The organism is Candidatus Weimeria sp. HCP3S3_B5 (assembly GCF_052064335.1).
Taxonomy (GTDB): Bacteria; Bacillota; Clostridia; order Lachnospirales; family Lachnospiraceae; genus Weimeria.
Map to the genome: position 1 here is coordinate 30,886 of NZ_JBQHVU010000008.1, position 23,078 is coordinate 53,963.

Genomic DNA, 23,078 nt, shown 5'->3' on the forward strand with positions numbered 1-23,078 from the left:
ATATGGCATTATTAGAGATAAAAAATATCAGGAAGAATTTTGACGATAAAGAAGTCCTGCGCGGAGTCAGCTTCAATGTAAATAAAGGCGATGTGGTATCAATTCTAGGACCGTCAGGTTCTGGAAAGACCACTCTTCTGCGCTGTATCAATTTTCTGGAAAAGGCAGATTCCGGACTCATGGAATTCGATGGACAGATGTATGATCTGAAAGATATGTCAAAAAAAGAGATAACCGGCATCCAGAAGCAGACAGGATTCGTATTTCAGGACTATAATCTATTCCAGAACAAGAATGTTCTTGACAATGTGACACTCGGACTCACATCTGCAAGGAAGATACCAAAGGATCAGGCAGTACGGACCGCCATGGATATGCTCTCCCGTGTGGGAATGGAAGACTATGCAAAGCAGTATCCTTCACAGCTATCAGGCGGCCAGCAGCAGAGAGTAGCCATTGCCCGAGCCCTGGCTACAGACCCGAAGATCATCTACTTCGATGAGCCGACATCAGCACTTGACCCACAGCTGACCGGAGAAGTGCTCACTGTCATAAGACAGCTGGCCGAAGACGGAATGACAATGCTTGTAGTGACACACGAGATGTCATTTGCCAGAGAAGTGTCGAACAAAGTGATATTCATGGACGGCGGAGTCGTCGTAGAGCAGGGAGTTCCTGATGAATTTTTCTCAAATCCTAAGGAAGAGAGAACCAGAGAATTCCTGCGTCTTGAGACAGAATAATATCATCAATTTCTGATCTTCTCCCACTTATGACCAGCCAGATGTGTGAGGAACAGTATACCACGCACAATAAGCTCCGTGCACATTGAGATCCAGACACCACGAAGGCCCAGACGTCCTGAAAGAACTGCCGCCAGCGGGATTCTGACTCCCCACATGCTTATAATATTGCGGATCGTAGCCGAAAGCGTGTCACCTGTTCCGCGGAAGACACCGCTGGCCACAATTGAGGCTCCGAACATCGGCTCAGCAAATGCCTCTATACGAAGGACCTGGGTTCCAAGCTTCCTGATCACAGGATCCGGGCTCAGTATCCCTATCATCTCCGGTGCAAAAATATACATCAGAATTCCTGCACCTGTCATCACAACTATGCCACTGATAGTCGTGATCCATCCAAGCCTTCTCATGAGTTCATGTCTTCTGGCTCCATAACACTGGCCTATCAGAGTCACGGCGGCGGATTGGATGCCATATCCAGGCATATAGCACAGACTCTCGGCCGTCACAGCAAATGAATTGGCGGCAATCGAATCTGCTCCGAGAGGCGCCACAATAGTTGTAGATACTACCTGTGCGCCACCCATAATAACTGATTCTACGGCCGATGGAACAGATATTTCAAGAGCCTTCTTTATTATTTTTTTCACATCATGAATCCTCTCTCCGCTTCTCAGATGAAGCACAGGAGAGATCCTGAGCAGATAGATAAGGCATAATGCCGCAGCAACGGCCTCTGCAAGAGCAGTACCAAGCGCAGCGCCTTTTATCGTAAGTCCGAATCCATATACATGTATATTTTTTCCAAAAATACTTATATTCCTTGATGGAAAGATAAAAATCAGGTTGAATATCACATCCAGCACGCACTCCAGAACACCCAGAAAGCTCGGAAGCTTCATATTGCCTGATGCCTCAACCATACCACCTGCTATGTACATCATCTGCATGGCCGGAAGCGCCATTGAATAAATGCCAAAATATGCGCTGGCTCTGGGAGCTACCCTGCTGTCGCCACCCAGCCATAGCGGAATCTTTCCTGAGAATGCGACACAGAATGCCATTACGATCAGACTAATACATAATGCAAAAATAAGTCCGATTCGTACGATATTTCTTGCTTCCTTATCATTTTCAGCACCTATTCTGTGTGCGATCAGGACGTTGAATCCTATGCCTGCCGCTGTGCACAGCCCTCCTATGAGCCACGTCGTAGATGCCACAAGTCCTATTGCTGCAGAGTCAGTTGCCCCTAGCTGTCCTACCATTGATGCATCAATATACTGCATGATGATTGAAGACAGCTGTGCTATGATAGCCGGAAACGCAAGCTGTGCTATAAGTTCAATCTCTTCTTTTCTGTCAAGAGTATGGCCTTCACGCATACGCGCAAGCAGATTGCCTTTACGATCTGTATGCTGTGTCTGTTTACTCCCTGTCATATATATTTAGCGGTTCCTCCCACAGGCTTGCCTGTGGGAGGAACCGCCTTTAACCTACCTTTCTTTGTTCTATAAGATAACTACTACGCATTTTTAACAACTTTAGGTTTTTGTATCCTACAGAGGCATTGACATGTGTTCCGTCTAAAAACCTTAAATCCATGCGCCCGGTTGCCCTGCGGCCAAAAATAAAGCACTTCTGACCTTTCCACAGGACTTGATCGTACAATCTAAAGCCTTTAACTTCATATGGTGCTTGATTTCGTTTACGATAGCCACCTTTGATAAAGTTTACCTTATGTATCTGCCTATTGTGGCAACGAACTTTTTTGTAATAATAGACATCTCCATTACTAACAGCATTGGGATTGCCGCTAATACAACGAGCATCTATATAATGATCCTTTGACAAGCCGTTTTTTATACGAGTGTTTTTAGTGATATATCCATAAGTAAGTTTTACATCTGAATATATAGCTTTAAGTCTCTCGTACAAAGCCCAACGCATGATACCCATAAATGTAGCATCCTTAAAAGACATTCCTCTATGTATTGTCTTAGGGAGTTTTATGGTTTCCTTATGATATCCAGTATGACAGGTTTCACATAGTGTGATCAGGTTGTTAGGTGCGTTGCCGCCAGTCTTACGACTCTCTATGTGATGGACATTAAGAATTTTGTCTTTGGACTTGCCTTTACAACATTGACAAGTGTGACCGTCACGGAAAAGCACATATTCTCTGACATTCCAAAAGCCTAACTGTTCACCATGCTGATAGTCGGCGCCATTTATGGTAGGATCTTTAATCTTTTGAATATCAAAAGAAGCTACTTCTACTACGATATTTGAGATAGGCAGTATTTTGTGTACCTTTGCTATCATCGTAATGTGAGAGTCTACTTTTTGCTTTACAGAGGGCGCTAACCATCTGTCACTGCGCCTGCGATTATTAAATCTTGGTTTACGGTGACGGAGTTTACGACTCCTACGGGAACATCTTAATTCTCTACGAGTAGAAAGTAAATCAACAATATCGTCCCTAAGCTCTACATCGGATTCAAATAATACTTTATCCTTTGTAGTTGCTGAAAGACCGATATGCTTACTTCCACTATCTACGCCTAAAGTTACCTTTTGTGTATAGTTCGTGCTACTATACAACAATTGTATTGTGAACGGACAGCGGTGTATCACCTTTGCCTTACCTTGCTTTATAAGAATACGCACTTTAGCATGGTTTTCTGTAGGCATTAAAGGCTGTCCGGTTTTTGATAATACATAGACCATAGGTCGTACTCCTTTCTTAAAACCTCGAAAGGTTTTAGTCACTCACACCGAAGTGTGGTTAGTGTACCATCGCCAATGTTAATGAGAGGTTTTATACGTCTGCAACACTGTTCCTATACCTCAGAACTGTTTAATCACAGACCTTAGAGTTGCGGACTTGGTACTACATCCACAGGTAACTATATATTCTCTCCTAACGTAGTGCTCGAAGCACTTAGGCTACTTACTAAAGGTTGCTAGGCAACCCCACAGGCTTGCCCGTAGGTATTAGTGAGATATTTACCTCATTACAATAATACAGAGGCTATTATATAAAAGATTGTACGCAATGTAAAATTAAATCTGTATGAAAAAGGAGCCACACGCGGTGGCTCCCAGAAAGGTATATGTAGTATGAAGGATAAAATTAATTACCTGATTGCATCGAAGCCCTGCTGGAGGTCTTCAATGATATCATCGATATGCTCTGTTCCGATTGACAGACGGATCGTATTAGGCTTAATGCCCTGATCGCGAAGTTCTTCTTCGTTGTCCTCGGAATGAGTTGTTGAAGCCGGATGAATGACAAGTGACTTCACATCAGCAACATTTGCAAGGAGTGAGAATAGCTCGAGGTTGTCGATGAACTTCTTGGCTGTGTTCTCATCGCCCTTGATATCAAAGGTGAAGATTGAGCCGCCACCATTCGGATAATACTTCTTGTAGAGCTCCTGCTGTACAGGATCCTTTGAAGCTGCCGGATGAGAAATATACTCAACCTCAGGTCTGGTCTTCAGATAATCAACTACCTTGAGAGCGTTCTGAACCTGTCTCTCGACACGAAGTGAAAGTGTCTCAAGTCCCTGAAGGAAGATCCATGCATGGAATGGGCTTAAGGTAGCACCCTCATCACGAAGGATGATGGCACGAAGATATGTAGCGATTACAGCCGGTGCTGTATCCTTAGCGAATGTGAGTCCATGATATGACTCATTCGGCTGTGTGAGCCATGGATACTTGTCAGATGAAGCCCAGTCAAATGTACCACCATCAACGATGACACCACCGATTGTGGTTCCATGTCCACCGATGAACTTGGTAGCTGAATGAACTACGATATCAGCGCCGTACTCGATCGGACGAAGGTAATACGGTGTAGCAAAGGTGTTATCAACGATAAGTGGAAGGCCATGCTTATGAGCAATCTGTGCCCACTTCTCGATGTCCACTACTTCACTGTTCGGATTCCCAAGAGACTCTACATAGAGGGCCTTGGTATTGTCCTGAATGGCATTCTCGATCTCATCATAATTGAACGGATCAACGAATGTAGTATGTACATCATAGTCAACAAATGTATGAGCCAGGAAATTGTATGTGCCGCCATAGATATTCTTTGCAGAAACGATATGGTCTCCTGCCTTTGCTACTGCCTTGAATGCATAAGTAACAGCTGCTGCACCTGATGAAACAGCAAGAGCTGCAACACCGCCCTCAAGAGCTGCGATTCTCTTCTCGAATACGTCCTCTGTAGGATTTGTAAGTCTTCCATAGATATTTCCGGCATCCTTGAGTCCGAATCTGGCCTCAGCATGGTCTGAATTGTGAAAGACATATGATGATGTCTGATAAATAGGCACTGCTCTTGAATCAGTAACAGGGTCAGCCTGCTCCTGACCTACATGAAGAGCCAGTGTCTCAAAATGTAACTTTCTATCTGCGTATCTAGCCATTTATTATCTCCTTATTATTGTCAGGTTGAAGAATTTTCCTATCCCTGACCCCTATGTCCTAATTCCTTATAACTAATTATGAAAACAGTGCTGTTGAAAGGTATCTGTCTCCTGAATCAGGAAGAAGGGCTACTATATTCTTTCCCTTTGCTTCAGGACGGGATGCGATTATATCAGCTGCCTTTAATGCCGCTCCTGATGAAATACCTACGAGCGCTCCCTCATTTACAGCGAAACGGCGTCCTTCCTCGAACGCATCATCATTCTCGATTGTGATGATCTCATCGTAAACCTTTGTATCAAGAACCTTTGGTACAAAGCCGGCTCCGATTCCCTGGATCTTATGAGGTCCTGCCTGTCCCTTTGAAAGCACCGGGCTTCCTGCAGGCTCAACTGCTATGATCTTTACATCAGGATTTTTGGACTTGAGATAATGACCAACTCCTGTAAGGGTACCGCCTGTTCCTACACCTGCGATGAAATAATCAACCTTTCCCTCAGTCTGCTCCCAGATCTCCGGTCCTGTCGTTCTCTCATGCGTAGCTGCATTTGATGGATTATCGAACTGCTCGAGAATCAGTGATCCAGGTATCTGCTCATGAAGCTCATTAGCCTTCTCTATGGCTCCCTTCATGCCCTTGGCTCCGTCTGTGAGCACGAGCTCTGCTCCGTATGCCTTGAGAAGATTTCTTCTCTCTACTGACATGGTCTCCGGAAGTGTAATGAGTGCCTTGTATCCCTTTATCGTAGCTACTGCTGCGATTCCGATTCCTGTATTTCCAGAGGTTGGCTCGATAAGAGTAGCGCCCGGCTTTAAAAGTCCCTTCTTCTCAGCGTCCTCGATCATACCTAAGGCGATACGATCCTTTACAGATCCGGCTGGATTGAAAAGCTCAAGCTTCACGAAGATATTGGCGTCTTTAACGCCAGCTGCCTTGGCATAGCGGGATGCCTTTAAAAGAGGTGTGTTTCCTATAAGTTCAAGAATATCATTAACTGCTTTACTCATGTGTAGTATTGTCCTTTCCTTGCTGTGGTTGGTATTTTTAAGGTTTGAGGTGCGAGGTCTGAGGTCTGAGGTCTGAGGTCTGAGGTCTGAGGTCTGAGGCCTGAGGTCTGAAGTCTGAGATCTGGTCTGAGGCCTGAGGTCTGAGGCCTGAGGTCTGAGGTCTGAGGCCTGAGGTCTGAGATCTGGTCTGAGGTCTGAGGTCTGAGGTCTGAGGTCTGAGGCCTGAGGTCTGAAGTCTGAGGCCTGAGATCTGAAGTCTGAGGCCTGAGGTCTGAGATCTGAGATCTGGTCTGAGGCCTGAGGTCTGATGTTATATGGTGTAAACCTATCACCTAGCACCTAACACCTAGCACCTAGCACCTAGCACCTAGCACCTAGCACCTAGCACCTAGCACCTCGCACCTCGCACCTCGCACCTCGCACCTCGCACCTCGCACCTCGCACCTCGCACCTCGCTCTTATTTCAACATCGAATTCCGATCTTTTCTTCGAGCTTCATTTCGTCTCCTTTTCTTTCCCTAAATTCCTACTGGGAAACTAGGTTTTCTTGGTATGGTTGTATTATATCATTATATTTTCTTTTGTCAATACCTTTTTTTCATTAATATACCTTCATGTCTCCCCTGTCCATTACACGCTGATATAGGCCTTAATGTGCCTTCACATCTCCTCTGTCTATGACCAGCTGATATCCGCTTGAGCTGGTCCTTCTCTCCATGCAGCCTCTGCACTCTGAGGACAGCTCGCCGGTACATATCTTGTTGTCATAGAGCTGGTACTGCTTTCTGACCTTGACCGGAGAGAGATTTGGCATCACTACATTTGCCCCTGCCTTCATCCCCATCTCCCTTCCAAGAGGATGGATCGTTCCAAGAGCCGTTGTCGCCGGAATAAGGGCATAAGGAAAAATAAGCCTGAGGATCGAAATAAGTCTAAGTGTCATAGTCAGTGATCCATTGCAACAGTCCCTAAGCGGTGTATCGTGGTGGGTCAGATAAGGTCCTATCCCTATCATATCAGGCATAAGCGTCTGTAGAAACCTGATATCCTCCAGAAGACATCCGGCAGTCTGTCCCAGAGAGCCTACCATAAAGCCTGACCCTACCTGATAGCCTATCTCCTTTAAGTCAAAAAGACATTTCTTTCTATGCTCTAGTGAAAGCTCAGCCGGATGGAGGAGGCTGTAATGTCTGGTATCCGCTGTCTCATGTCTTAGCAGATAGCGTTCCGCTCCTGCATCAAAATACCTCTGGTATGACTCCCTTTCCTTTTCTCCTATAGAAAGAGTGATCGCGCAGTCGGGATGCCTTTCCTTTATTGATGAAACTATATCACAGATCATCTGATCAGTATAATATGGATCCTCTCCTCCCTGCAGTACAAAGGTCCTGTAGCCCAGATCATAGCCCTGATCCGTACACGATAGTATCTGATCACAAGACAGCCTGTACCTTTTTAAGTTTCTGTTATCTCTTCTGATACCGCAATAATAGCAGTCGTTTCTGCAAAAGCTTGAAAATTCTATAAGTCCCCTGACATAGACAGCTGTTTTGTATTCTCTCCTTCTTACTCTGTCAGCAGCATCAAAAAGCGCCTTTTCAGCCTCGGTAAAGGAAAGACTCAAAGGCAGCCGCTCACATGGATCAGATGCTGCCTGCGGTGTATTTGGAAAAAGACCCTCTCCGCTTCCTGTCGGCATAGTGATAAGAGCAAGCAGCTCATCATCACTTAAGTCTCCCTCCTCTGTCAGCTTATCGATCAGCTCTTCGTATTTTTCCGCCATCGAGACTTATCCTTCGCTCCTTATATAAATGTCCGACCGCCCTCTTGAATGCAGCCTTTGAAAGTCCTGTCTCACGAAGTATTACCTCCGGCGAGGCCTTTTCGGTAAAGGGCAGTACTCCTGCATATGAATCGATAATCTCCATTATCCTCTCTCCATCACTGTCAAGCTCCTTATAGGCATCTCTTCTGCCAGATAGTGAAAGCTTGCCATCAGGCTTTACCTCTGTAACACGAAGCTCGACCTGATCACCTATATTATGCCCCCTCATATCCTCATGCCGTGGTATCATGCCTGAATAGATATCATCTACTGCGACGAATGTCCCGAAATCATGTCCGAATTCATATATCCTTCCGCTGACCATATCTCCTGCCTTATATGGACTGTCAGTCCTTAAAACATCGTAGATATGCTTCATCGATGCCGCAGGCCTGCCACTCTTGTCTATATAGAGCCTGACGAGGACCTGATCACCTGTATCAGGCATATGCTCTCTGTCCCGTCTTCCTGTAATCTCATGGAAGGGAAGGAGCAGATCCTTTGGCAGTCCCCAGTCCAGAAAGAGGCCTATCCCAGTTACATCCTTTACAGTAAGTAGAGCAGGTCTGTCCTTAGTGATCAGAGGATCAGCAGTCGTTGCTATGGGTCTGTCACTTGAATCCAGATAGATAAATACCCTTATACTATCTCCTGTTGAAAGCCCTTCAGTCAGTTCCTTTGATGGCAGAAGGACCCTTTTTTTGTCATCCACTCTCTCGGCAAGAAGTGCTCCGAACTCCTTGAACGAGACTATCTTTAAATCATTATATTCACAAAGCTTAAGCATATATCTCCTTTAGATCATGAGAATTTGCGCAGACCAGAAAGTCCCCATCTGATCAGATTGATAAACGATCTGACAGGGTTAAGGTGCAGATAGCTCCTGTAAAACCTCCACTGGACGGCTACAAGCTTTTTCTTGTCACCTGTAGTAGACGTCGAAATCACACGATACTTGGCAAGGACCTTTGGGTTTCCATAGGCAGTTCCGCTCTTCTCTACACAGGTGATCCAGTAGGCATAGTCATCCCTTAAGCTTTTCAGCTCCTCATTCAGATATACCTTTCCGTATGTCCCTGCATCATAAAGTCCGCTCAGGCAGCCTATCCGGTTCATAACATACATATCCTTAAGCCTGATAACAGGAAGGCATCTGTCCACCCTTCCTATTATCCTGGAATTCTCATCTATGTGCTCATAGCTGGAGCAGACCACAGAGCATCTCTTCTCCTTTATAAAAGCGATCTGCTGGGAAAGAAATGACGGATACCATAGATCATCTGCATCAAGAAGACAGATGTATCTGCCCTTCGCAAGCCTGATTCCATGATTTCTTGCATTAGCAGAGCCTCCGTTCTCCTGATCGATCAGAATGATCCTCTGATCCTTCCTTTCATATTCATGAACTACCTCATGAGAATTGTCAGAAGAACCGTCATTGACTATTATCATCTCCCAGTCCTTATAATCCTGTGCGAGAACGCTTTCTATCGTCTCACCTATATATTTTGCTCCGTTGTAGCACGGAGTGATAATCGATACCTTTTCATTCATAGCAAAAAAGCCTGCCAGACTTACTGGCAGGCACAAGTTCAGATTTCTACCTTATCCTCAGAATCCTCTGTTTCATCCTCACAAAGAAGAGGCTCATCCTTTATCAGGTCCTCAATATTGGTTGTATAATCAGTATTCAGCTTGATATCTCTGTATCTCTTCATTCCTGTTCCGGCAGGAATAAGCTTACCGATGATGACATTCTCCTTGAGACCCTGAAGAGTATCTACCTTACCCTTTATAGCGGCATCAGTAAGAACCTTTGTGGTCTCCTGGAATGATGCTGCTGATAAGAAGGAGTCTGTAGCAAGAGCAGCCTTGGTGATTCCAAGAAGTACTCTTTCTCCACTGGCTATCTCTCCGCCTTCCTTTGCGACTCTTTCATTCTCTTCCTCGAAATCAAGGAAATCAACCTGACTTCCAGGAAGGAACTTACTGTCGCCTGACGCAGTGACACGGACCTTCTTCATCATCTGACGGACAATGACCTCGATATGCTTATCAGAGATATCAACACCCTGTCTTCTGTAGACTGTCTGTACTTCCTTAAGGATATAATCCTGTACAGCGTCTACTCCTTTGACATCGAGAAGATCATGCGGATTTATAGATCCAGCTGTAAGAGGATCACCTGCATTTACATGCTGTTCTTCAACTACCGTTATATGGCTTCCATAGTTGATAGGGTATGTCTTTACGACTGCCTCACCATCAGTGGCTGCATCGCTTATGACATCGATCTCCTGGCCTCTCTTCTCCTCGTTTCTGAAACGGATCTTACCAGAGATAGCAGTAATGGTAGCCATACCCTTAGGCCTTCTGGCCTCGAAGAGCTCCTCAACTCGAGGAAGACCCTGAGTAATATCGTTACCTGCGACACCACCTGTATGGAATGTACGCATTGTAAGCTGTGTACCAGGCTCACCGATAGACTGGGCTGCAATGATACCGACTGCCTCACCGACCTGCACTGGCTGTCCGGTAGCCATGTTGGCACCGTAGCACTTTGCACAGATACCGTTCTTGCAGCGGCAGGTGAGTATGGTACGGATCTTGACCCTGGTGACTGGATTTCCATCCTTGTCAACACCCTTTGTCACTATATCCTCAGCTCGCTTAGGTGTGATCATATGGTTAGCCTTGACTATCACGTTGCCATCAGCATCGCATATAGTCTCGCAGGAGAACCTTCCTGTAAGTCTGTCCTGAAGAGACTCGATAAGCTCAGGCTTTCCGCCGTTCTCTGCGTCTCTCTCAAATACATATACATACTTGCCAGGAATCTCTCTGTCACTGCCCTCGTTACAATCCTGCTCCTTGATGATGAGCTCCTGTGATACGTCGACCATTCGTCTTGTAAGATATCCTGAATCGGCTGTACGCAGAGCAGTATCTGACATTCCCTTTCTTGCTCCATGTGCTGACATGAAGTACTCGAGTACGTCAAGACCCTCACGGTAGTTACTCTTGATAGGCATTTCGATCGTATGACCGGTCGTATCTGCCATCAGTCCCTTCATACCTGCAAGCTGCTTGATCTGCTTATCAGAACCACGGGCTCCTGAATCCGCCATCATATGGATCTCGTTATAATCATCGAGTCCATCAAGAAGATCCTTTGTAAGCTCCTTATCCATGTCTTCCCAGATCGTGATAACAGACTTGTAACGCTCCTCGTTTGTGAGCTTACCCTTTCTGTACTGCTTCCTTATATACTCTACTTTATTCTCCGCATCATCGATAAGTCCCTGCTTCTCCTCCGGTACCTTCATATCAGAAATAGAAACTGACATTGCAGAAAGAGTGCAGTACTTATAGCCCATGGCCTTGATATCATCAAGAACCTCTGCGGTCTTTGTAGCGCCATGAACGTTCATGACCTTCTCGAGGATAGCCTTCTGGTCACCCTTCTTTATCAGCTTGTCATATTCGAGCTTCAGCTCATTGCCCGGAATGCTCCTATCGACAAAGCCAAGGTCCTGAGGGATGATCTCGTTGAACATGAATCTTCCTAATGTAGACTCAACAAGACCTGTTACCTTTCTGCCGTCAGGCATTGTCCTTGACATTCTGATACGGATCCTTGCATGATAATCAAGACCTCCGTTCTCATGAGCAAGAAGAGCCTCGTTATAATTTTTGAATACCTTGCCCTCTCCGACTGTACCAGGACGCTCCTGAGTCATGTAATAGATCCCGAGTACTATATCCTGTCCAGGAACTGCTACTACTCCACCATCTGATGGCTTGAGCAGGTTGTTTGGAGAAAGGAGCATGAAGCGGCACTCTGCCTGAGCCTCCTGTGTCAGCGGCAGATGAACAGCCATCTGGTCTCCATCGAAGTCAGCATTGAAGGCCGCACATACCATTGGATGAAGCCTTATGGCCTTTCCTTCTACAAGAATAGGCTCAAATGCCTGAATACCAAGTCTGTGAAGTGTCGGAGCACGGTTAAGCATTACCGGGTGTTCCTTTATCACGTCCTCGAGTACATCCCATACTGCCGGATCATCCTGCTTCTCGACGAGCTTCTTGGCGCTCTTTATGTTTGCGACTATCTTTCTTGCCTGAAGCTCTCTCATAACGAAAGGCTTGAAAAGCTCGATAGCCATTTCCTTAGGAAGTCCGCACTGATACATCTTTAGATCAGGTCCGATAACGATAACAGAACGTCCTGAGTAGTCAACTCGCTTACCAAGGAGGTTCTGACGGAATCTTCCGTTCTTACCCTTTAGCATGTCTGAAAGAGACTTTAAAGCCCTGTTCCCGGCTCCTGTAACTGCTCTTCCTCGGCGTCCATTATCTATAAGCGCATCGACAGCCTCCTGGAGCATACGCTTCTCGTTCCTGATGATGATATCAGGTGCAGCAAGCTCTAAGAGCTTTCTTAAACGGTTGTTTCTGTTTATTATCCTTCTGTAGAGATCATTCAGATCTGAGGTCGCAAATCTTCCTCCGTCGAGCTGGACCATAGGACGAAGATCCGGAGGTATGACTGGAAGAACATTGAGTATCATCCATTCAGGCTTATTACCTGATTCACGGAAGGCCTCCACGACCTCTAGTCTCTTAATGATTCGTGCCTGCTTCTGTCCTGAGGCATTCTTTAACTCCTCAGTAAGCTCCTTTGCATCCTTGTCGAGATCTATCTCCTTAAGGAGCTCCTGAATGGCCTCAGCCCCCATTCCGGCTCTGAATGAGCCCTCTCCGTACTGCTCGACATACTGCTGGTATTCCTGCTCGGAAAGGACATCCTTCTTATGAAGCGGAGTATCCTTAGGATCAAGAACTATATATGATGCGAAATAAAGTACTCTCTCAAGCATCCTTGGAGAAAGATCAAGGATAAGACCCATCCTTGAAGGGATGCCCTTGAAGTACCAGATATGGGAAACAGGAGCAGCCAGCTCTATATGTCCCATTCTCTCACGTCTTACCGAGGCCTTTGTGACCTCAACGCCGCATCGGTCGCAGACAACACCCTTGTAACGGATCTTCTTGTACTTACCGCAATGACATTCCCAGTCCTTCGTAGGTCCAAAGATCTTTTCACAGAAAAGTCCGTCCTTCTCAGGCTTAAGAGTACGGTAATTAATGGTCTCAGGCTTCTTGACCTCTCCGTGTGACCACTCTCTTATCTGATCAGGAGAAGCAAGGCCGATCTTTATAGCATCAAACGATGTTGACTGATTGGTTTTTATTTCTCTATTATCCGCCATCAAATTCTCCTTCCGTTAGTCATTGTTGTCAAGGTTGATCAGATCTGATGCGGCAGACTCAGCATCGAGCGGCATATCCGACTCATCATCTCCGTTGTCCTCAGTGATCTCCTGGAGCTCGCCTGTTTCATCGTTGAACTCCTGCTTCGAGAAACCAAGCTTTCCGAAATCCTCAGCGCTCTCAAAGGCATAATTGCTGTTATTATTGTTAGAATCATCCTTATTGATGATACTATTGATATTCGTATTACCGTAGTCCTGAGACTCCATAAGATGGACTTCATTTCCATCCTCGTCAAGCACCTTGACATCAAGGCAGAGTGACTGGAGCTCCTTAAGCATTACCTTGAAGGACTCAGGGATTCCAGGGGATGGAATATTGTTGCCCTTGATTATTGCCTCATAGGTCTTCACACGTCCGACTACATCATCAGACTTCATTGTGAGGATCTCCTGCAGTGTATATGCTGCACCGTAGGCCTCAAGTGCCCATACCTCCATTTCTCCGAAACGCTGTCCGCCGAACTGGGCCTTACCGCCGAGTGGCTGCTGAGTTACCAGAGAGTACGGACCGGTTGAACGGGCATGGATCTTATCATCTACCAGATGATGCAGCTTCAGATAATGCATGTGTCCGATCGTAACCGGAGAAGCGAAGTCTTCGCCTGTACGTCCGTCACGGAGCATGACCTTTCCATCACGGCTTAAAGGAACTCCCTTCCATACCTCGCGATGATCCCTGTGATCCCAGAGATACTGCATGACGTCAGCATTTACAGAACCCTCATACTTACTCTTGAAATCATCCCAGTCACTATTCACATAGTCATTGGCCATCTCCAGAGCGTCCCCGATGTCCTTCTCTGTCGCACCGTCGAATACCGGTGTCTCGATATTAAATCCAAGTGCCTTTGCCGCAAGAGAAAGATGAATCTCGAGCACCTGTCCTATATTCATTCGTGAAGGCACACCCATCGGATTCAGGCAGATATCAAGTGGACGGCCGTTTGGAAGGAATGGCATATCCTCTACCGGAAGAACTCTTGAAACTACACCCTTATTTCCGTGACGTCCTGCCATCTTATCTCCTACGGAGATCTTTCTCTTCTGGGCTATAGTCACATGGACTCTCTTATTGACGCCGGCAGGAAGCTCAGCCGTCTTTACATTCTTTGCATCCTTTGGAATAGGAGTACCCTCTCTGATGAAGGTAGTAGCCTCGACTACTATTCCGTAATATCCATGAGGTACCTTAAGGGATGTATCGCGGACCTCTCTGGCTTTCTCACCAAAGATAGCTCTAAGGAGCTTCTCCTCTGCTGTAAGCTCTGTTTCTCCCTTAGGAGTAACTTTTCCTACAAGGATATCTCCGGCTCTTACCTCTGCTCCGACTCTTATCACTCCTGATTCATCAAGGTTGCTCACTGCATCTGCACCGATTCCCGGTACATCTCTTGTGATCTCCTCTGGTCCGAGCTTGGTGTCTCTTGCGTCTGTATCAAACTCCTCCATATGGATAGAGGTGAATACATCGTCACGTACAAGTCTTTCTGACAGAAGGACAGCATCCTCGTAGTTATAACCTTCCCAGGTCATGAATCCTATCAGAGGGTTCTTTCCTAGTGAAAGCTCTCCATCCTTTGTAGAAGGTCCATCTGCAATGACCTCGCCCTTGTCCACATGATCGCCCTTGAATACGATCGGTCTCTGATTATAGCAGTTGGACTGGTTGGATCTCTGGAACTTGATCAGATCGTATTCGTCACGTGATCCATCGTCTGTCTTTACTACTATCCTTGTAGCCTCTGAATCAACTACTGTTCCGGCATTCCTTGCAAGTATACAGTCTCCTGAGTCTCTCGCTGCCCTGCCCTCCATTGCAGTTCCAATAACAGGCGCCTCTGTAGTAAGAAGAGGCACTGCCTGACGCTGCATGTTGGATCCCATCAGGGCACGGTTAGCGTCATCGTTCTGCAGGAATGGGACAAGAGCCGTAGCTACTGAGAATACCATTCTAGGGGACACATCCATGAAGTCAAACAGGGTCTTATCGTACTCCTGTGTCTCCTCCCTGAATCGTCCTGAAACGGAATTTCTTACGAAATGTCCTTCTCCATCAAGCTTCTCATTAGCCTGAGCCACATGATAATTATCCTCTTCATCAGCAGTCATGTAGACTACTTCATTTGTAACACGAGGATTAGCCGGATCTGTCTTATCGATCTTTCTGTATGGAGCCTCTATGAAGCCATACTCATTGATACGCGCATAGCTTGCGAGAGAGTTGATAAGTCCGATGTTCGGTCCTTCTGGTGTCTCGATAGGGCACATACGTCCATAATGTGTGTAATGGACATCACGCACCTCGAATCCTGCACGGTCTCGTGACAGTCCTCCAGGTCCAAGGGCTGAAAGACGCCTCTTATGTGTAAGCTCTGAAAGAGGGTTGTTCTGATCCATGAACTGTGACAGCTGGGATGATCCGAAGAACTCCTTTACTGCTGCTGTGACAGGTCTGGTACTGTTGATCAGACTTGATACCTTGATGCTGTTAGGATCCTGAGTCTGCATCCTCTCCCTGATCACTCTCTCAAGCCTTGAAAGTCCGATCCTGTACTGATTCTGAAGCAGCTCACCAACGGCTCTTACTCGACGATTTCCCAGGTGATCGATATCATCATCGTTTCCGATGCCCCACTCAAGGTGCATATTGTAATTGATCGAAGCAAAAATATCCTCTCTGGTGATATGCTTTGGAACAAGCTCTGACTTGCTGCGAACAAGCACATCAAGCAGATCCTCGTCATCTAATTCCTTCTCGAGGATCTCCTTCAGCTTAGGGAAATATACCTTTTCCTTTATCCCGCTCTTCCTTGCTATCTCCTCATCGACATAGCAGTCAAGGTCTACCATCATATTGGAGAGGACCTTTTCATTCCTCTCGTCTGTCTGAATATATACAAACGGAATTCCGGCATTCTGGATTTCGTCAGCCTTTTCTCTTGAAAGCTTGGTACCGGCCTCTGCGAGAACCTCACCAGTCTCGGTATCCACCACATCCTCTGCAAGGACCTGATTGAAAAGTCTCTGCCGAAATGAAAGCTTCTTATTGAACTTGTATCTTCCTACCTTTGCGAGATCATATCTCTTCGGGTCAAAGAACATAGTATCAAGAAGAGACTCTGCGTTCTCCGGTGTCATAGGCTCGCCCGGACGGATCTTCTTATAGAGCTCTATAAGTCCTCTGTCATGGCTTCCTATCGCATTCTCACCCTCAAGGCATGGATCCTTCTCGAATGAAGCAATGATCTTTGGCTCCTCTCCGAATACATCGAGTATCTCCTGATTGGTTCCGAGTCCGAGCGCACGAAGAAGAACCGTTACAGGAACCTTTCTGGTACGGTCTACTCTTACATAGAAGACATCGCTTGAATCTGTCTCGTACTCAAGCCATGCTCCTCTGTTAGGGATGACTGTGCATGAATACAGCTTCTTACCTGTCTTATCGTGATCTATTCCATAATAAATGCCAGGAGAACGGACAAGCTGGCTGACTATGACTCTCTCAGCGCCATTGATAACAAAGGTGCCGGTGTCAGTCATCATAGGAAGCTCTCCCATGAATATCTTCTGCTCGTCAATCTCGTCATTAACGAGAAGCTGTACCGTGACCTGCAGAGGAGCCGCATATGTAGCGTCTCTTTCCTTGCACTCGGCGATCGTGTACTTTGCCTTGTCACGAAGCAGCTCAAATCCCATAAATCTGAGACTCATGCGTCCGCTGTAGTCCTCAATAGGAGAGATATCATCAAAAGCCTCCTGCAGACCTTCATCAAGGAACCACTGGAATGACTTTTTCTGAACCTCTATGAAGTTCGGCATCTCCAGTACTTCCTGCTGCTGGGCATAGCTCATTCGGATTCCCTTGCCTGCCTTGACCGGACGTATTCTGTTTTTCTCCATTTGGCATTCCCTTTCAAAAAAAGTTAACCTGGTTTCAAGCCTATTATCATAAAAAAGGGCACAAAAATCCCTTCTATATAGTTTCTGATAATACAGCAACGTATAGTTTACCACAACCAGTCAAGGGGTGTCAAGGGGGGGGAGGTGTGAGGTGTAAGGTCTGAGGTGCGAGGTCCGAGGTCCGAGGTCTGAGGTCTGAGGTGCGAGGTCTGAGGTCCGAGGTGCGAGGTCCGAGGTCTTAGGTGCGAGGTCCGAGGTCTGAGGTCTGAGGTCTGAGGTCTGAGGTGCGAGGTCCGAGGTCTGAGGTGCGAGGTCCGAGGTCTTAGGTGCGAGGTCCGAGGAGTGAGGTCCGAGGTCTGAGGTCTGAGGTGCGAGGTCTGAGGTCTGAGGTCTGAGGTCTGAGGTCTGAGGTGCGAGGTCCGAGGTCCGAGGTCTGAGGTCTTAGGTCCGAGGTCTTAGGTCCGAGGTCCGAGGTCCGAGGAGTGAGGTTTTAGTTGAAATAACAGGTATTAACTATACCCTAATCCCTATACCCTAATTTCTCTAACCTCTCACCTCTCACCTCTCACCTCTCACCTCTAACCTCTAACCTCTAACCTCCTGTCAAGGAAGTTCTTTTCGCTAAATTCGAGCTTCGCCTATGGCTCGCTCTCGCCTACAAGCTTTCGGCCCCTAACCCCTATATCAAAAAAGGATCCTGCAAATGCAGAATCCTTTCTCAATATTAAGATAAAACTAGTAAGTCCTAAACCATGATTACTTAAGAGTAACCTTAGCTCCCTGCTCCTCAAGCTTAGCCTTAAGCTCATCAGCGCTTGCCTTGTCAGCGCCCTCCTTGATAACCTTAGGAGCTGAATCAACGAGATCCTTAGCCTCCTTAAGTCCGAGACCAGTAGCCTCACGAACAACCTTGATGACCTTAACCTTGTTAGGGCCAACCTCAGTAAGCTCAACGTCGAAGCTGTCCTTCTCCTCAGCTGCATCTCCGCCAGCTGCTCCACCTGCTGCAACTACAACTCCTGCTGCTGCAGATACACCGAACTCTTCCTCACATGCCTTTACAAGGTCATTAAGCTCAAGAACTGAAAGCTCTTTGATTGCTGCGATAAACTCATCTGTTGTCATCTTTGCCATTTTGTTTTTCCTCCAAAACTTAATTTCAAGATTCATCCCGGCAGGAGCTAATTCGCACTCACGTCTCGCTGTCGTCGTGAGCATCTCACTCGACGTGAGATGCTCGCGCTCCTGCCTGTATTATGTCTATAGATATCTGTTTTGTATGATCTGGGCGTACTCCCTGACCACCTTGCTAACCGTTACTCGGCTGCTGGTGCTGCTTCCTCTGCAGCTGAATCTGTTCCCTTGTCTGCGATCTGCTTCAGTACCCTTGCGAAATTCGTGATAGGGCTCTGGAGAGAACCAAGCAGACGTGAAAGAAGCTCTTCTCTTGATGGAACACTTGCGATAGTCTTCATCCCTGCTGCATCATAGAAGGATCCCTCTACGATACCAGCCTTGATCTCCAGTGAAGGAGCGTCCTTAGCGATCTTTGTGATGATGCGGGCTGGTGCCGATGCATCGTCCTTGCTGATCGCGATAGCGTTTGTTCCCTCAAGAAGGTCGCTAAGCTGCTCGCAGTCTGTTCCGGCGAATGCTCTCTTCATCATAGTGTTCTTGTAAACCTTGTAAGTGCATCCGGCTTCACGCAGCTGCTTACGCATCTGTGTGTCCTGAGCGACTGTAAGGCCACGGTAGTCAACAAGAACAACTGACTGCGCATCCTTGATCTGCTCGGAGATCTCGTCTACGACCGGCTGCTTTAACTCTACTTTAGCCAAAATCTATACCTCCTGTAAGTATTGTATTCTCGCTTGCTTCATAAAAAAGAACCCTGAGGGCTGGCCACAGGGTTCATGAAATGTCTAATAGATAAACATCACCTCGGCAGGTTGCATGCGTTGCGGATAAATCCACCTGCTGTCTATGGCAAGCTTTTAAATATTACATCTATCTGATGCTTTTGTCAAGTACTTTCTAGCAGAAAAATCACATTCCGTAAGGAACTGCGTTTACACGAACGCCAGGTCCCATAGTAGAAGTAATTGTAATGTTCTTAAGGTATGTTCCCTTAAGTGTGCTAGGGCGAGCCTTGACAATAGCATCCATAAGAGCCTGGAAGTTGTCAGCAAGATCAGCTTCACTGAATGAAGCCTTACCTACTGGTACATGGATGATATTAGCCTTGTCCAGACGATACTCGATCTTACCGGCTTTAATATCGTTGATAGCCTTTGTAACGTCCATTGTGACTGTTCCTGCCTTTGGGTTAGGCATGAGACCCTTAGGTCCTAAAACACGTCCCAGACGTCCAACAACGCTCATCATATCAGGTGTAGCTACGACTACATCGAAATCAAGCCATCCCTCATTCTGGATCTTCGGAATGAGCTCATCGCCGCCTACAAAATCAGCTCCTGCTGCTGTAGCCTCATCTGCCTTTGCACCCTTTGCGAATACAAGGACACGAACAGTCTTACCTGTTCCATGAGGAAGAACTACCGCTCCACGGATCTGCTGATCTGCATGACGTCCATCACATCCTGTACGGATATGAACCTCGACTGTCTCGTCGAACTTGGCTGTGGCATTCTTCTTTACGATTGCAACTGCCTCAGCTGCATCGTACTGTTTTGATTTATCATAGGACTTCAGTGCGTCCTGATACTTTTTTCCTCTTTTCATTGTGAAAAAATTCCTCCTGTGGTGTTTATGGGAAGAGGTTCCCTCCCACTTGTCTGTTGGTAAAGGTAGTATGAGGTATTAGGGATCAGGTGCTAGTGGGCCATATCTGATACCAACTATGCCCGTAAACCCATAACCCTGTGCTCTGTTTGCTAAGCTCACAGAACAACCTGACTTGTGGCTCGAGCGACGCCCTCGGCTTGCTCTTTCCTACAAGCCTTGTGTCAATCCACTACCTCTACTCCCATTGAGCGAGCTGTTCCAGCGATCATTGATATAGCGGAATCAATGTCTGCTGCATTAAGATCTGGCATCTTTGTCTCAGCTATCTCCTGAAGCTGAGCCTTGGTGATCTTTGCTACCTTATTCTTGTTAGGCTCGCCTGATGCCTTCTGGAGCTTGCAGGCCTTCTTGATAAGGACTGCTGCTGGAGGAGTCTTTGTGATAAATGAGAAACTCCTGTCAGCATAAACTGTGATGATGGTAGGTACTACTGTATCTCCCATATCTGCCGTCTTAGCGTTGAACTGCTTTGTGAACTCCACGATATTCACACCGTGCTGACCAAGTGCTGGTCCAACCGGTGGTGCCGGAGTAGCTTTTCCGGCCTGAATCTGAAGCTTGATGTATCCTTCGATCTTCTTAGCCACTTTAAATCATCCTCCTAGTCAATTGACTTTCTTTACGTCTGCGAAACCTATCTCAACCGGGGTTTCACGTCCGAACATCTCTACATTGATGGTAACTGTCTGCTTGCTTGTGTTCATTGAGGTGATCACACCGGCGGTATCCTTCCAGACACCTCCGAGTACAGAGACCGTATCTCCGACACCGAAATCCACCCTGACATCCTCTGTGGTGCGAACGCCCATGCTTCTCATCTCGAAATCGGTAAGAGGAACCGGCTTGCTCTCCGGGCCAACAAAGCCCGTAACGCCTCTGGTATTCCTTACGATATACCAGGTATCATCATTCATCACCATCTTGATCAGAACATATCCCGGAAAGAGCTTGTGCTCCGCCGTCTTTCTTTTGCCGTTCTTAACCTCGGTGACTTCCTCGGTAGGCACCATAACCTCCTGAATCAGATCCTCGAGATGACGGTTCTTGACGGCCTCCTCGATAGTGGTCTTTACCTTGTTCTCATATCCTGAGTAGGTATGCGCCACATACCACTTTGCTTGTGTCTCTGCCATTGCATGCCCTCCGTCAAAGTTTGATCACTTTTTCAAATCCGAACTTGATAAGCATATCGAAAAGAACGATAAGCAGCGCAAGTACAACTGAAACAATGACAGTTGCTGAAGTCTGACGTCCTACCGTAGGAGCATCAGCCCAGACGATCTTGCGGAACTCATCCTTTATGCCTTCCCACCATTCAGAAATGCTCTTCTTCTTTGTCTTAGCATTGCTTTCTGCCATAAGGTGCTCCTTTACTTTGTCTCTTTGTGTAAAGTATGCTTTCTGCAGAATGGGCAGTACTTCTTGGTCTCCATCCTTTCAGGATGTGTCTTCTTGTCCTTTGTCAGATTGTAGTTTCTGTGCTGACACTCTGTGCAGGCAAGTGTTATCTTTGTACGCACAACTTCCACCTCCAAATCAGTTATTGTGTGTGTTTATTTGGGTCATTTCCATACCTGTGCCCGGCAGCCGCTATCCGCCAGATTCAGAGCATAAAAAAAAGACCCTGTCATCCATAGCCTTAATAGAATACCATGGAGAGAGAGCCTTGTCAAGGAGTTTTTATTTAACGCCCTCCTACCTCGCACCTCACACCTCGCACCTCACACCTCTCACCTCTCACCTCTCACCTCGCACCTTACTGCTAAGGAAGTTCTTTTCGCTAAATTCGAGCTGCGCCTTCGGCTTGCTCTCATTAATCTCAAAGAACGACCTCGCCTGTGGTTCGAGCTTCGTCTTCGACTCGCTCTTACCTACAGGCTTTCGGCCTCTACTCCGCGTTTCGGTCTTCCCAGTGATACCCACTTGAGATATGCGTTCATGAAAGGATCCAGGTCGCCATCCATCACGCCATCGACATTTGAGGTCTCCTCGCCTGTCCGTAGATCCTTTACCATTGTGTATGGCTGAAAAACATAGGAACGGATCTGGTTGCCCCAGCTGATAGAATTCACATCGCCTCTGATCTCGGCCTCCTTCTGTTCCTGCTCCTGCTCCTTTAATAGCTCTAGCTTGGCACGCAGCATCTCCATAGCCTTGTCCTTGTTCATGTGCTGGCTTCGCTCATTCTGGCAGGTAACGACAATCCCGGTCGGAAAGTGGGTGATCCTGATCGCAGATGAGGTCTTGTTGATATGCTGTCCACCGGCTCCACTCGAACGATATGTATCTATCCTGATATCCTCATCCTTTATCTCTATATCAGGGGCATCCTTAAGCTCCGGCATTACATCAGCATTTGAAAAAGAGGTCTGTCTCTTACCATTTGCATTGAAAGGAGAGATACGCACAAGCCTGTGGACTCCCTTCTCCGAACGGAGATATCCGTATGCATTTTCTCCATTTACCTGAAAGGTCACAGACTGAAGGCCTGCCTCGTCCCCCTCTACCTCATCTAATAGCTCGACAGCAAATCCATGCTTGTCTGCCCACTTCATATACATACGATAGAGCATCTGTGTCCAGTCCATTGCCTCTGTTCCGCCTGCTCCGGCATGAAGGGTCACGATAGCATTGTTGTGGTCGTATTTGCCAGAGAGAAGGGTCTTTATCCTTAAATCCTCAAGATCCTTTTTGAATTCCTCGAATTCCTGCTCTGCCTCCTCAAGCATAGCCGGATCATCCTCGTCCATCTCCTGGTCCATTTCGATAAAGGTCTCTATATCCTCGTATTTCTGCTGAAGAGCATCAGCTACAGTCACATCATCCTTAAGGCTTTTAAGTGTCTGGCTCTTAGCTGTTGCAGCCTCGGCATCATTCCAGAAGTCAGGGGCCTCCATCTCACGCTCCATCTCCTCTATCCTGTTCTTCTTGCCTTCTATATCAAGCGATCCGAGAACCTCCTTCATAACAGGCTCATATCCCGAAAGCTCGCCCTTCATCTGGTCAAATTCTAACACT

At 46.7% G+C, this 23,078-nt stretch carries 18 protein-coding genes and 1 other annotated feature; of the genes, 1 reads left to right on the forward strand and 17 read right to left on the reverse strand.

Annotation, left to right across the window (positions count from 1 at the left end):
• The first annotated feature begins 2 nt into the window (after window positions 1-2).
• Window positions 3-743: an amino acid ABC transporter ATP-binding protein gene (locus tag ACTNCK_RS05445; RefSeq protein WP_441081456.1), complete on the forward strand. Its 741-nt coding sequence runs from the start codon at window positions 3-5 to the stop codon at window positions 741-743.
• 5 nt (window positions 744-748) lie between these two features.
• Here ACTNCK_RS05445 and ACTNCK_RS05450 read toward each other — a convergent pair whose 3' ends face one another.
• From ACTNCK_RS05450 to prfB, 17 genes are all read right to left on the reverse strand, one after another.
• Window positions 749-2,185: an MATE family efflux transporter gene (locus ACTNCK_RS05450; RefSeq protein ID WP_441081458.1), complete on the reverse strand. Its 1,437-nt coding sequence runs from the start codon at window positions 2,183-2,185 to the stop codon at window positions 749-751.
• A gap of 49 nt (window positions 2,186-2,234) precedes the next feature.
• Window positions 2,235-3,473: an RNA-guided endonuclease IscB gene (gene iscB, locus ACTNCK_RS05455; RefSeq protein WP_441081459.1), complete on the reverse strand. Its 1,239-nt coding sequence runs from the start codon at window positions 3,471-3,473 to the stop codon at window positions 2,235-2,237.
• A 410-nt stretch (window positions 3,474-3,883) separates the two neighbouring features.
• On the reverse strand, window positions 3,884-5,185 hold the full coding sequence (locus ACTNCK_RS05460; RefSeq protein WP_441081461.1) for an O-acetylhomoserine aminocarboxypropyltransferase/cysteine synthase family protein: 1,302 nt from the start codon (window positions 5,183-5,185) through the stop codon (window positions 3,884-3,886).
• A gap of 76 nt (window positions 5,186-5,261) precedes the next feature.
• Entirely contained in the window at window positions 5,262-6,194 is a 933-nt protein-coding gene (gene cysK, locus ACTNCK_RS05465) for a cysteine synthase A (protein ID WP_441081463.1), read from the reverse strand.
• A gap of 649 nt (window positions 6,195-6,843) precedes the next feature.
• Window positions 6,844-7,977, reverse strand: coding sequence for a [FeFe] hydrogenase H-cluster radical SAM maturase HydE (hydE, locus tag ACTNCK_RS05470; RefSeq protein ID WP_441081465.1), 1,134 nt, complete (start codon window positions 7,975-7,977; stop codon window positions 6,844-6,846).
• Complete coding sequence (locus ACTNCK_RS05475; RefSeq protein WP_441081466.1) at window positions 7,946-8,806, reverse strand: CvfB family protein; 861 nt, start codon at window positions 8,804-8,806, stop codon at window positions 7,946-7,948. The genes hydE and ACTNCK_RS05475 overlap by 32 nt, the downstream gene beginning before the upstream one ends.
• 14 nt (window positions 8,807-8,820) lie before the next feature.
• Complete coding sequence (locus tag ACTNCK_RS05480; RefSeq protein ID WP_441081468.1) at window positions 8,821-9,573, reverse strand: glycosyltransferase family 2 protein; 753 nt, start codon at window positions 9,571-9,573, stop codon at window positions 8,821-8,823.
• Between the two features lie 38 nt (window positions 9,574-9,611).
• Entirely contained in the window at window positions 9,612-13,292 is a 3,681-nt protein-coding gene (gene rpoC, locus ACTNCK_RS05485; RefSeq protein ID WP_441081471.1) for a DNA-directed RNA polymerase subunit beta', read from the reverse strand.
• Window positions 13,293-13,307: 15 nt separating this feature from the next.
• Window positions 13,308-17,255: a DNA-directed RNA polymerase subunit beta gene (gene rpoB, locus ACTNCK_RS05490; RefSeq protein ID WP_441081473.1), complete on the reverse strand. Its 3,948-nt coding sequence runs from the start codon at window positions 17,253-17,255 to the stop codon at window positions 13,308-13,310.
• 756 nt (window positions 17,256-18,011) lie between these two features.
• Window positions 18,012-18,389: a 50S ribosomal protein L7/L12 gene (rplL, locus tag ACTNCK_RS05495; protein WP_441081475.1), complete on the reverse strand. Its 378-nt coding sequence runs from the start codon at window positions 18,387-18,389 to the stop codon at window positions 18,012-18,014.
• Window positions 18,390-18,571: 182 nt separating this feature from the next.
• The gene (gene rplJ, locus ACTNCK_RS05500) at window positions 18,572-19,093 is read right to left on the reverse strand and encodes a 50S ribosomal protein L10 (RefSeq protein WP_441081477.1); all 522 of its coding nucleotides are present in this window, start codon (window positions 19,091-19,093) and stop codon (window positions 18,572-18,574) included.
• Window positions 19,094-19,126: 33 nt separating this feature from the next.
• Window positions 19,127-19,260, reverse strand: a sequence feature (ribosomal protein L10 leader region).
• Window positions 19,261-19,301: 41 nt separating this feature from the next.
• Window positions 19,302-19,997, reverse strand: a complete 696-nt coding sequence (rplA, locus tag ACTNCK_RS05505; RefSeq protein WP_441081479.1) for a 50S ribosomal protein L1 — start codon at window positions 19,995-19,997, stop codon at window positions 19,302-19,304.
• A gap of 224 nt (window positions 19,998-20,221) precedes the next feature.
• Window positions 20,222-20,647, reverse strand: a complete 426-nt coding sequence (gene rplK, locus ACTNCK_RS05510) for a 50S ribosomal protein L11 (protein ID WP_441081481.1) — start codon at window positions 20,645-20,647, stop codon at window positions 20,222-20,224.
• Between the two features lie 18 nt (window positions 20,648-20,665).
• Complete coding sequence (nusG, locus tag ACTNCK_RS05515; RefSeq protein ID WP_441081483.1) at window positions 20,666-21,193, reverse strand: transcription termination/antitermination protein NusG; 528 nt, start codon at window positions 21,191-21,193, stop codon at window positions 20,666-20,668.
• A gap of 13 nt (window positions 21,194-21,206) precedes the next feature.
• Window positions 21,207-21,419 (reverse strand): preprotein translocase subunit SecE, encoded by a 213-nt coding sequence (secE, locus tag ACTNCK_RS05520; protein WP_441081484.1) that lies wholly within the window; start codon window positions 21,417-21,419, stop codon window positions 21,207-21,209.
• Between the two features lie 11 nt (window positions 21,420-21,430).
• Window positions 21,431-21,580: a 50S ribosomal protein L33 gene (gene rpmG / locus ACTNCK_RS05525; RefSeq protein WP_441081486.1), complete on the reverse strand. Its 150-nt coding sequence runs from the start codon at window positions 21,578-21,580 to the stop codon at window positions 21,431-21,433.
• A 351-nt stretch (window positions 21,581-21,931) separates the two neighbouring features.
• Entirely contained in the window at window positions 21,932-23,077 is a 1,146-nt protein-coding gene (gene prfB / locus ACTNCK_RS05530) for a peptide chain release factor 2 (RefSeq protein WP_441081488.1), read from the reverse strand.
• Window position 23,078 lies beyond the last annotated feature (1 nt).

Bases quoted from the DNA above. Each gene is read 5' to 3' on its own strand.
- secE (WP_441081484.1), bottom strand. From the start codon at position 21,419: ATGGCAGAAAGCAATGCTAAGACAAAGAAGAAGAGCATTTCTGAATGG.
- nusG (WP_441081483.1), bottom strand. From the start codon at position 21,193: ATGGCAGAGACACAAGCAAAGTGGTATGTGGCGCATACCTACTCAGGA.
- ACTNCK_RS05480 (WP_441081468.1), bottom strand. From the start codon at position 9,573: ATGAATGAAAAGGTATCGATTATCACTCCGTGCTACAACGGAGCAAAA.
- ACTNCK_RS05445 (WP_441081456.1), top strand. From the start codon at position 3: ATGGCATTATTAGAGATAAAAAATATCAGGAAGAATTTTGACGATAAA.
- cysK (WP_441081463.1), bottom strand. From the start codon at position 6,194: ATGAGTAAAGCAGTTAATGATATTCTTGAACTTATAGGAAACACACCT.
- ACTNCK_RS05460 (WP_441081461.1), bottom strand. From the start codon at position 5,185: ATGGCTAGATACGCAGATAGAAAGTTACATTTTGAGACACTGGCTCTT.
- ACTNCK_RS05475 (WP_441081466.1), bottom strand. From the start codon at position 8,806: ATGCTTAAGCTTTGTGAATATAATGATTTAAAGATAGTCTCGTTCAAG.
- hydE (WP_441081465.1), bottom strand. From the start codon at position 7,977: ATGGCGGAAAAATACGAAGAGCTGATCGATAAGCTGACAGAGGAGGGA.
- rpoC (WP_441081471.1), bottom strand. From the start codon at position 13,292: ATGGCGGATAATAGAGAAATAAAAACCAATCAGTCAACATCGTTTGAT.
- rpoB (WP_441081473.1), bottom strand. From the start codon at position 17,255: ATGGAGAAAAACAGAATACGTCCGGTCAAGGCAGGCAAGGGAATCCGA.
- iscB (WP_441081459.1), bottom strand. From the start codon at position 3,473: ATGGTCTATGTATTATCAAAAACCGGACAGCCTTTAATGCCTACAGAA.
- rplA (WP_441081479.1), bottom strand. From the start codon at position 19,997: ATGAAAAGAGGAAAAAAGTATCAGGACGCACTGAAGTCCTATGATAAA.
- ACTNCK_RS05450 (WP_441081458.1), bottom strand. From the start codon at position 2,185: ATGACAGGGAGTAAACAGACACAGCATACAGATCGTAAAGGCAATCTG.
- rplL (WP_441081475.1), bottom strand. From the start codon at position 18,389: ATGGCAAAGATGACAACAGATGAGTTTATCGCAGCAATCAAAGAGCTT.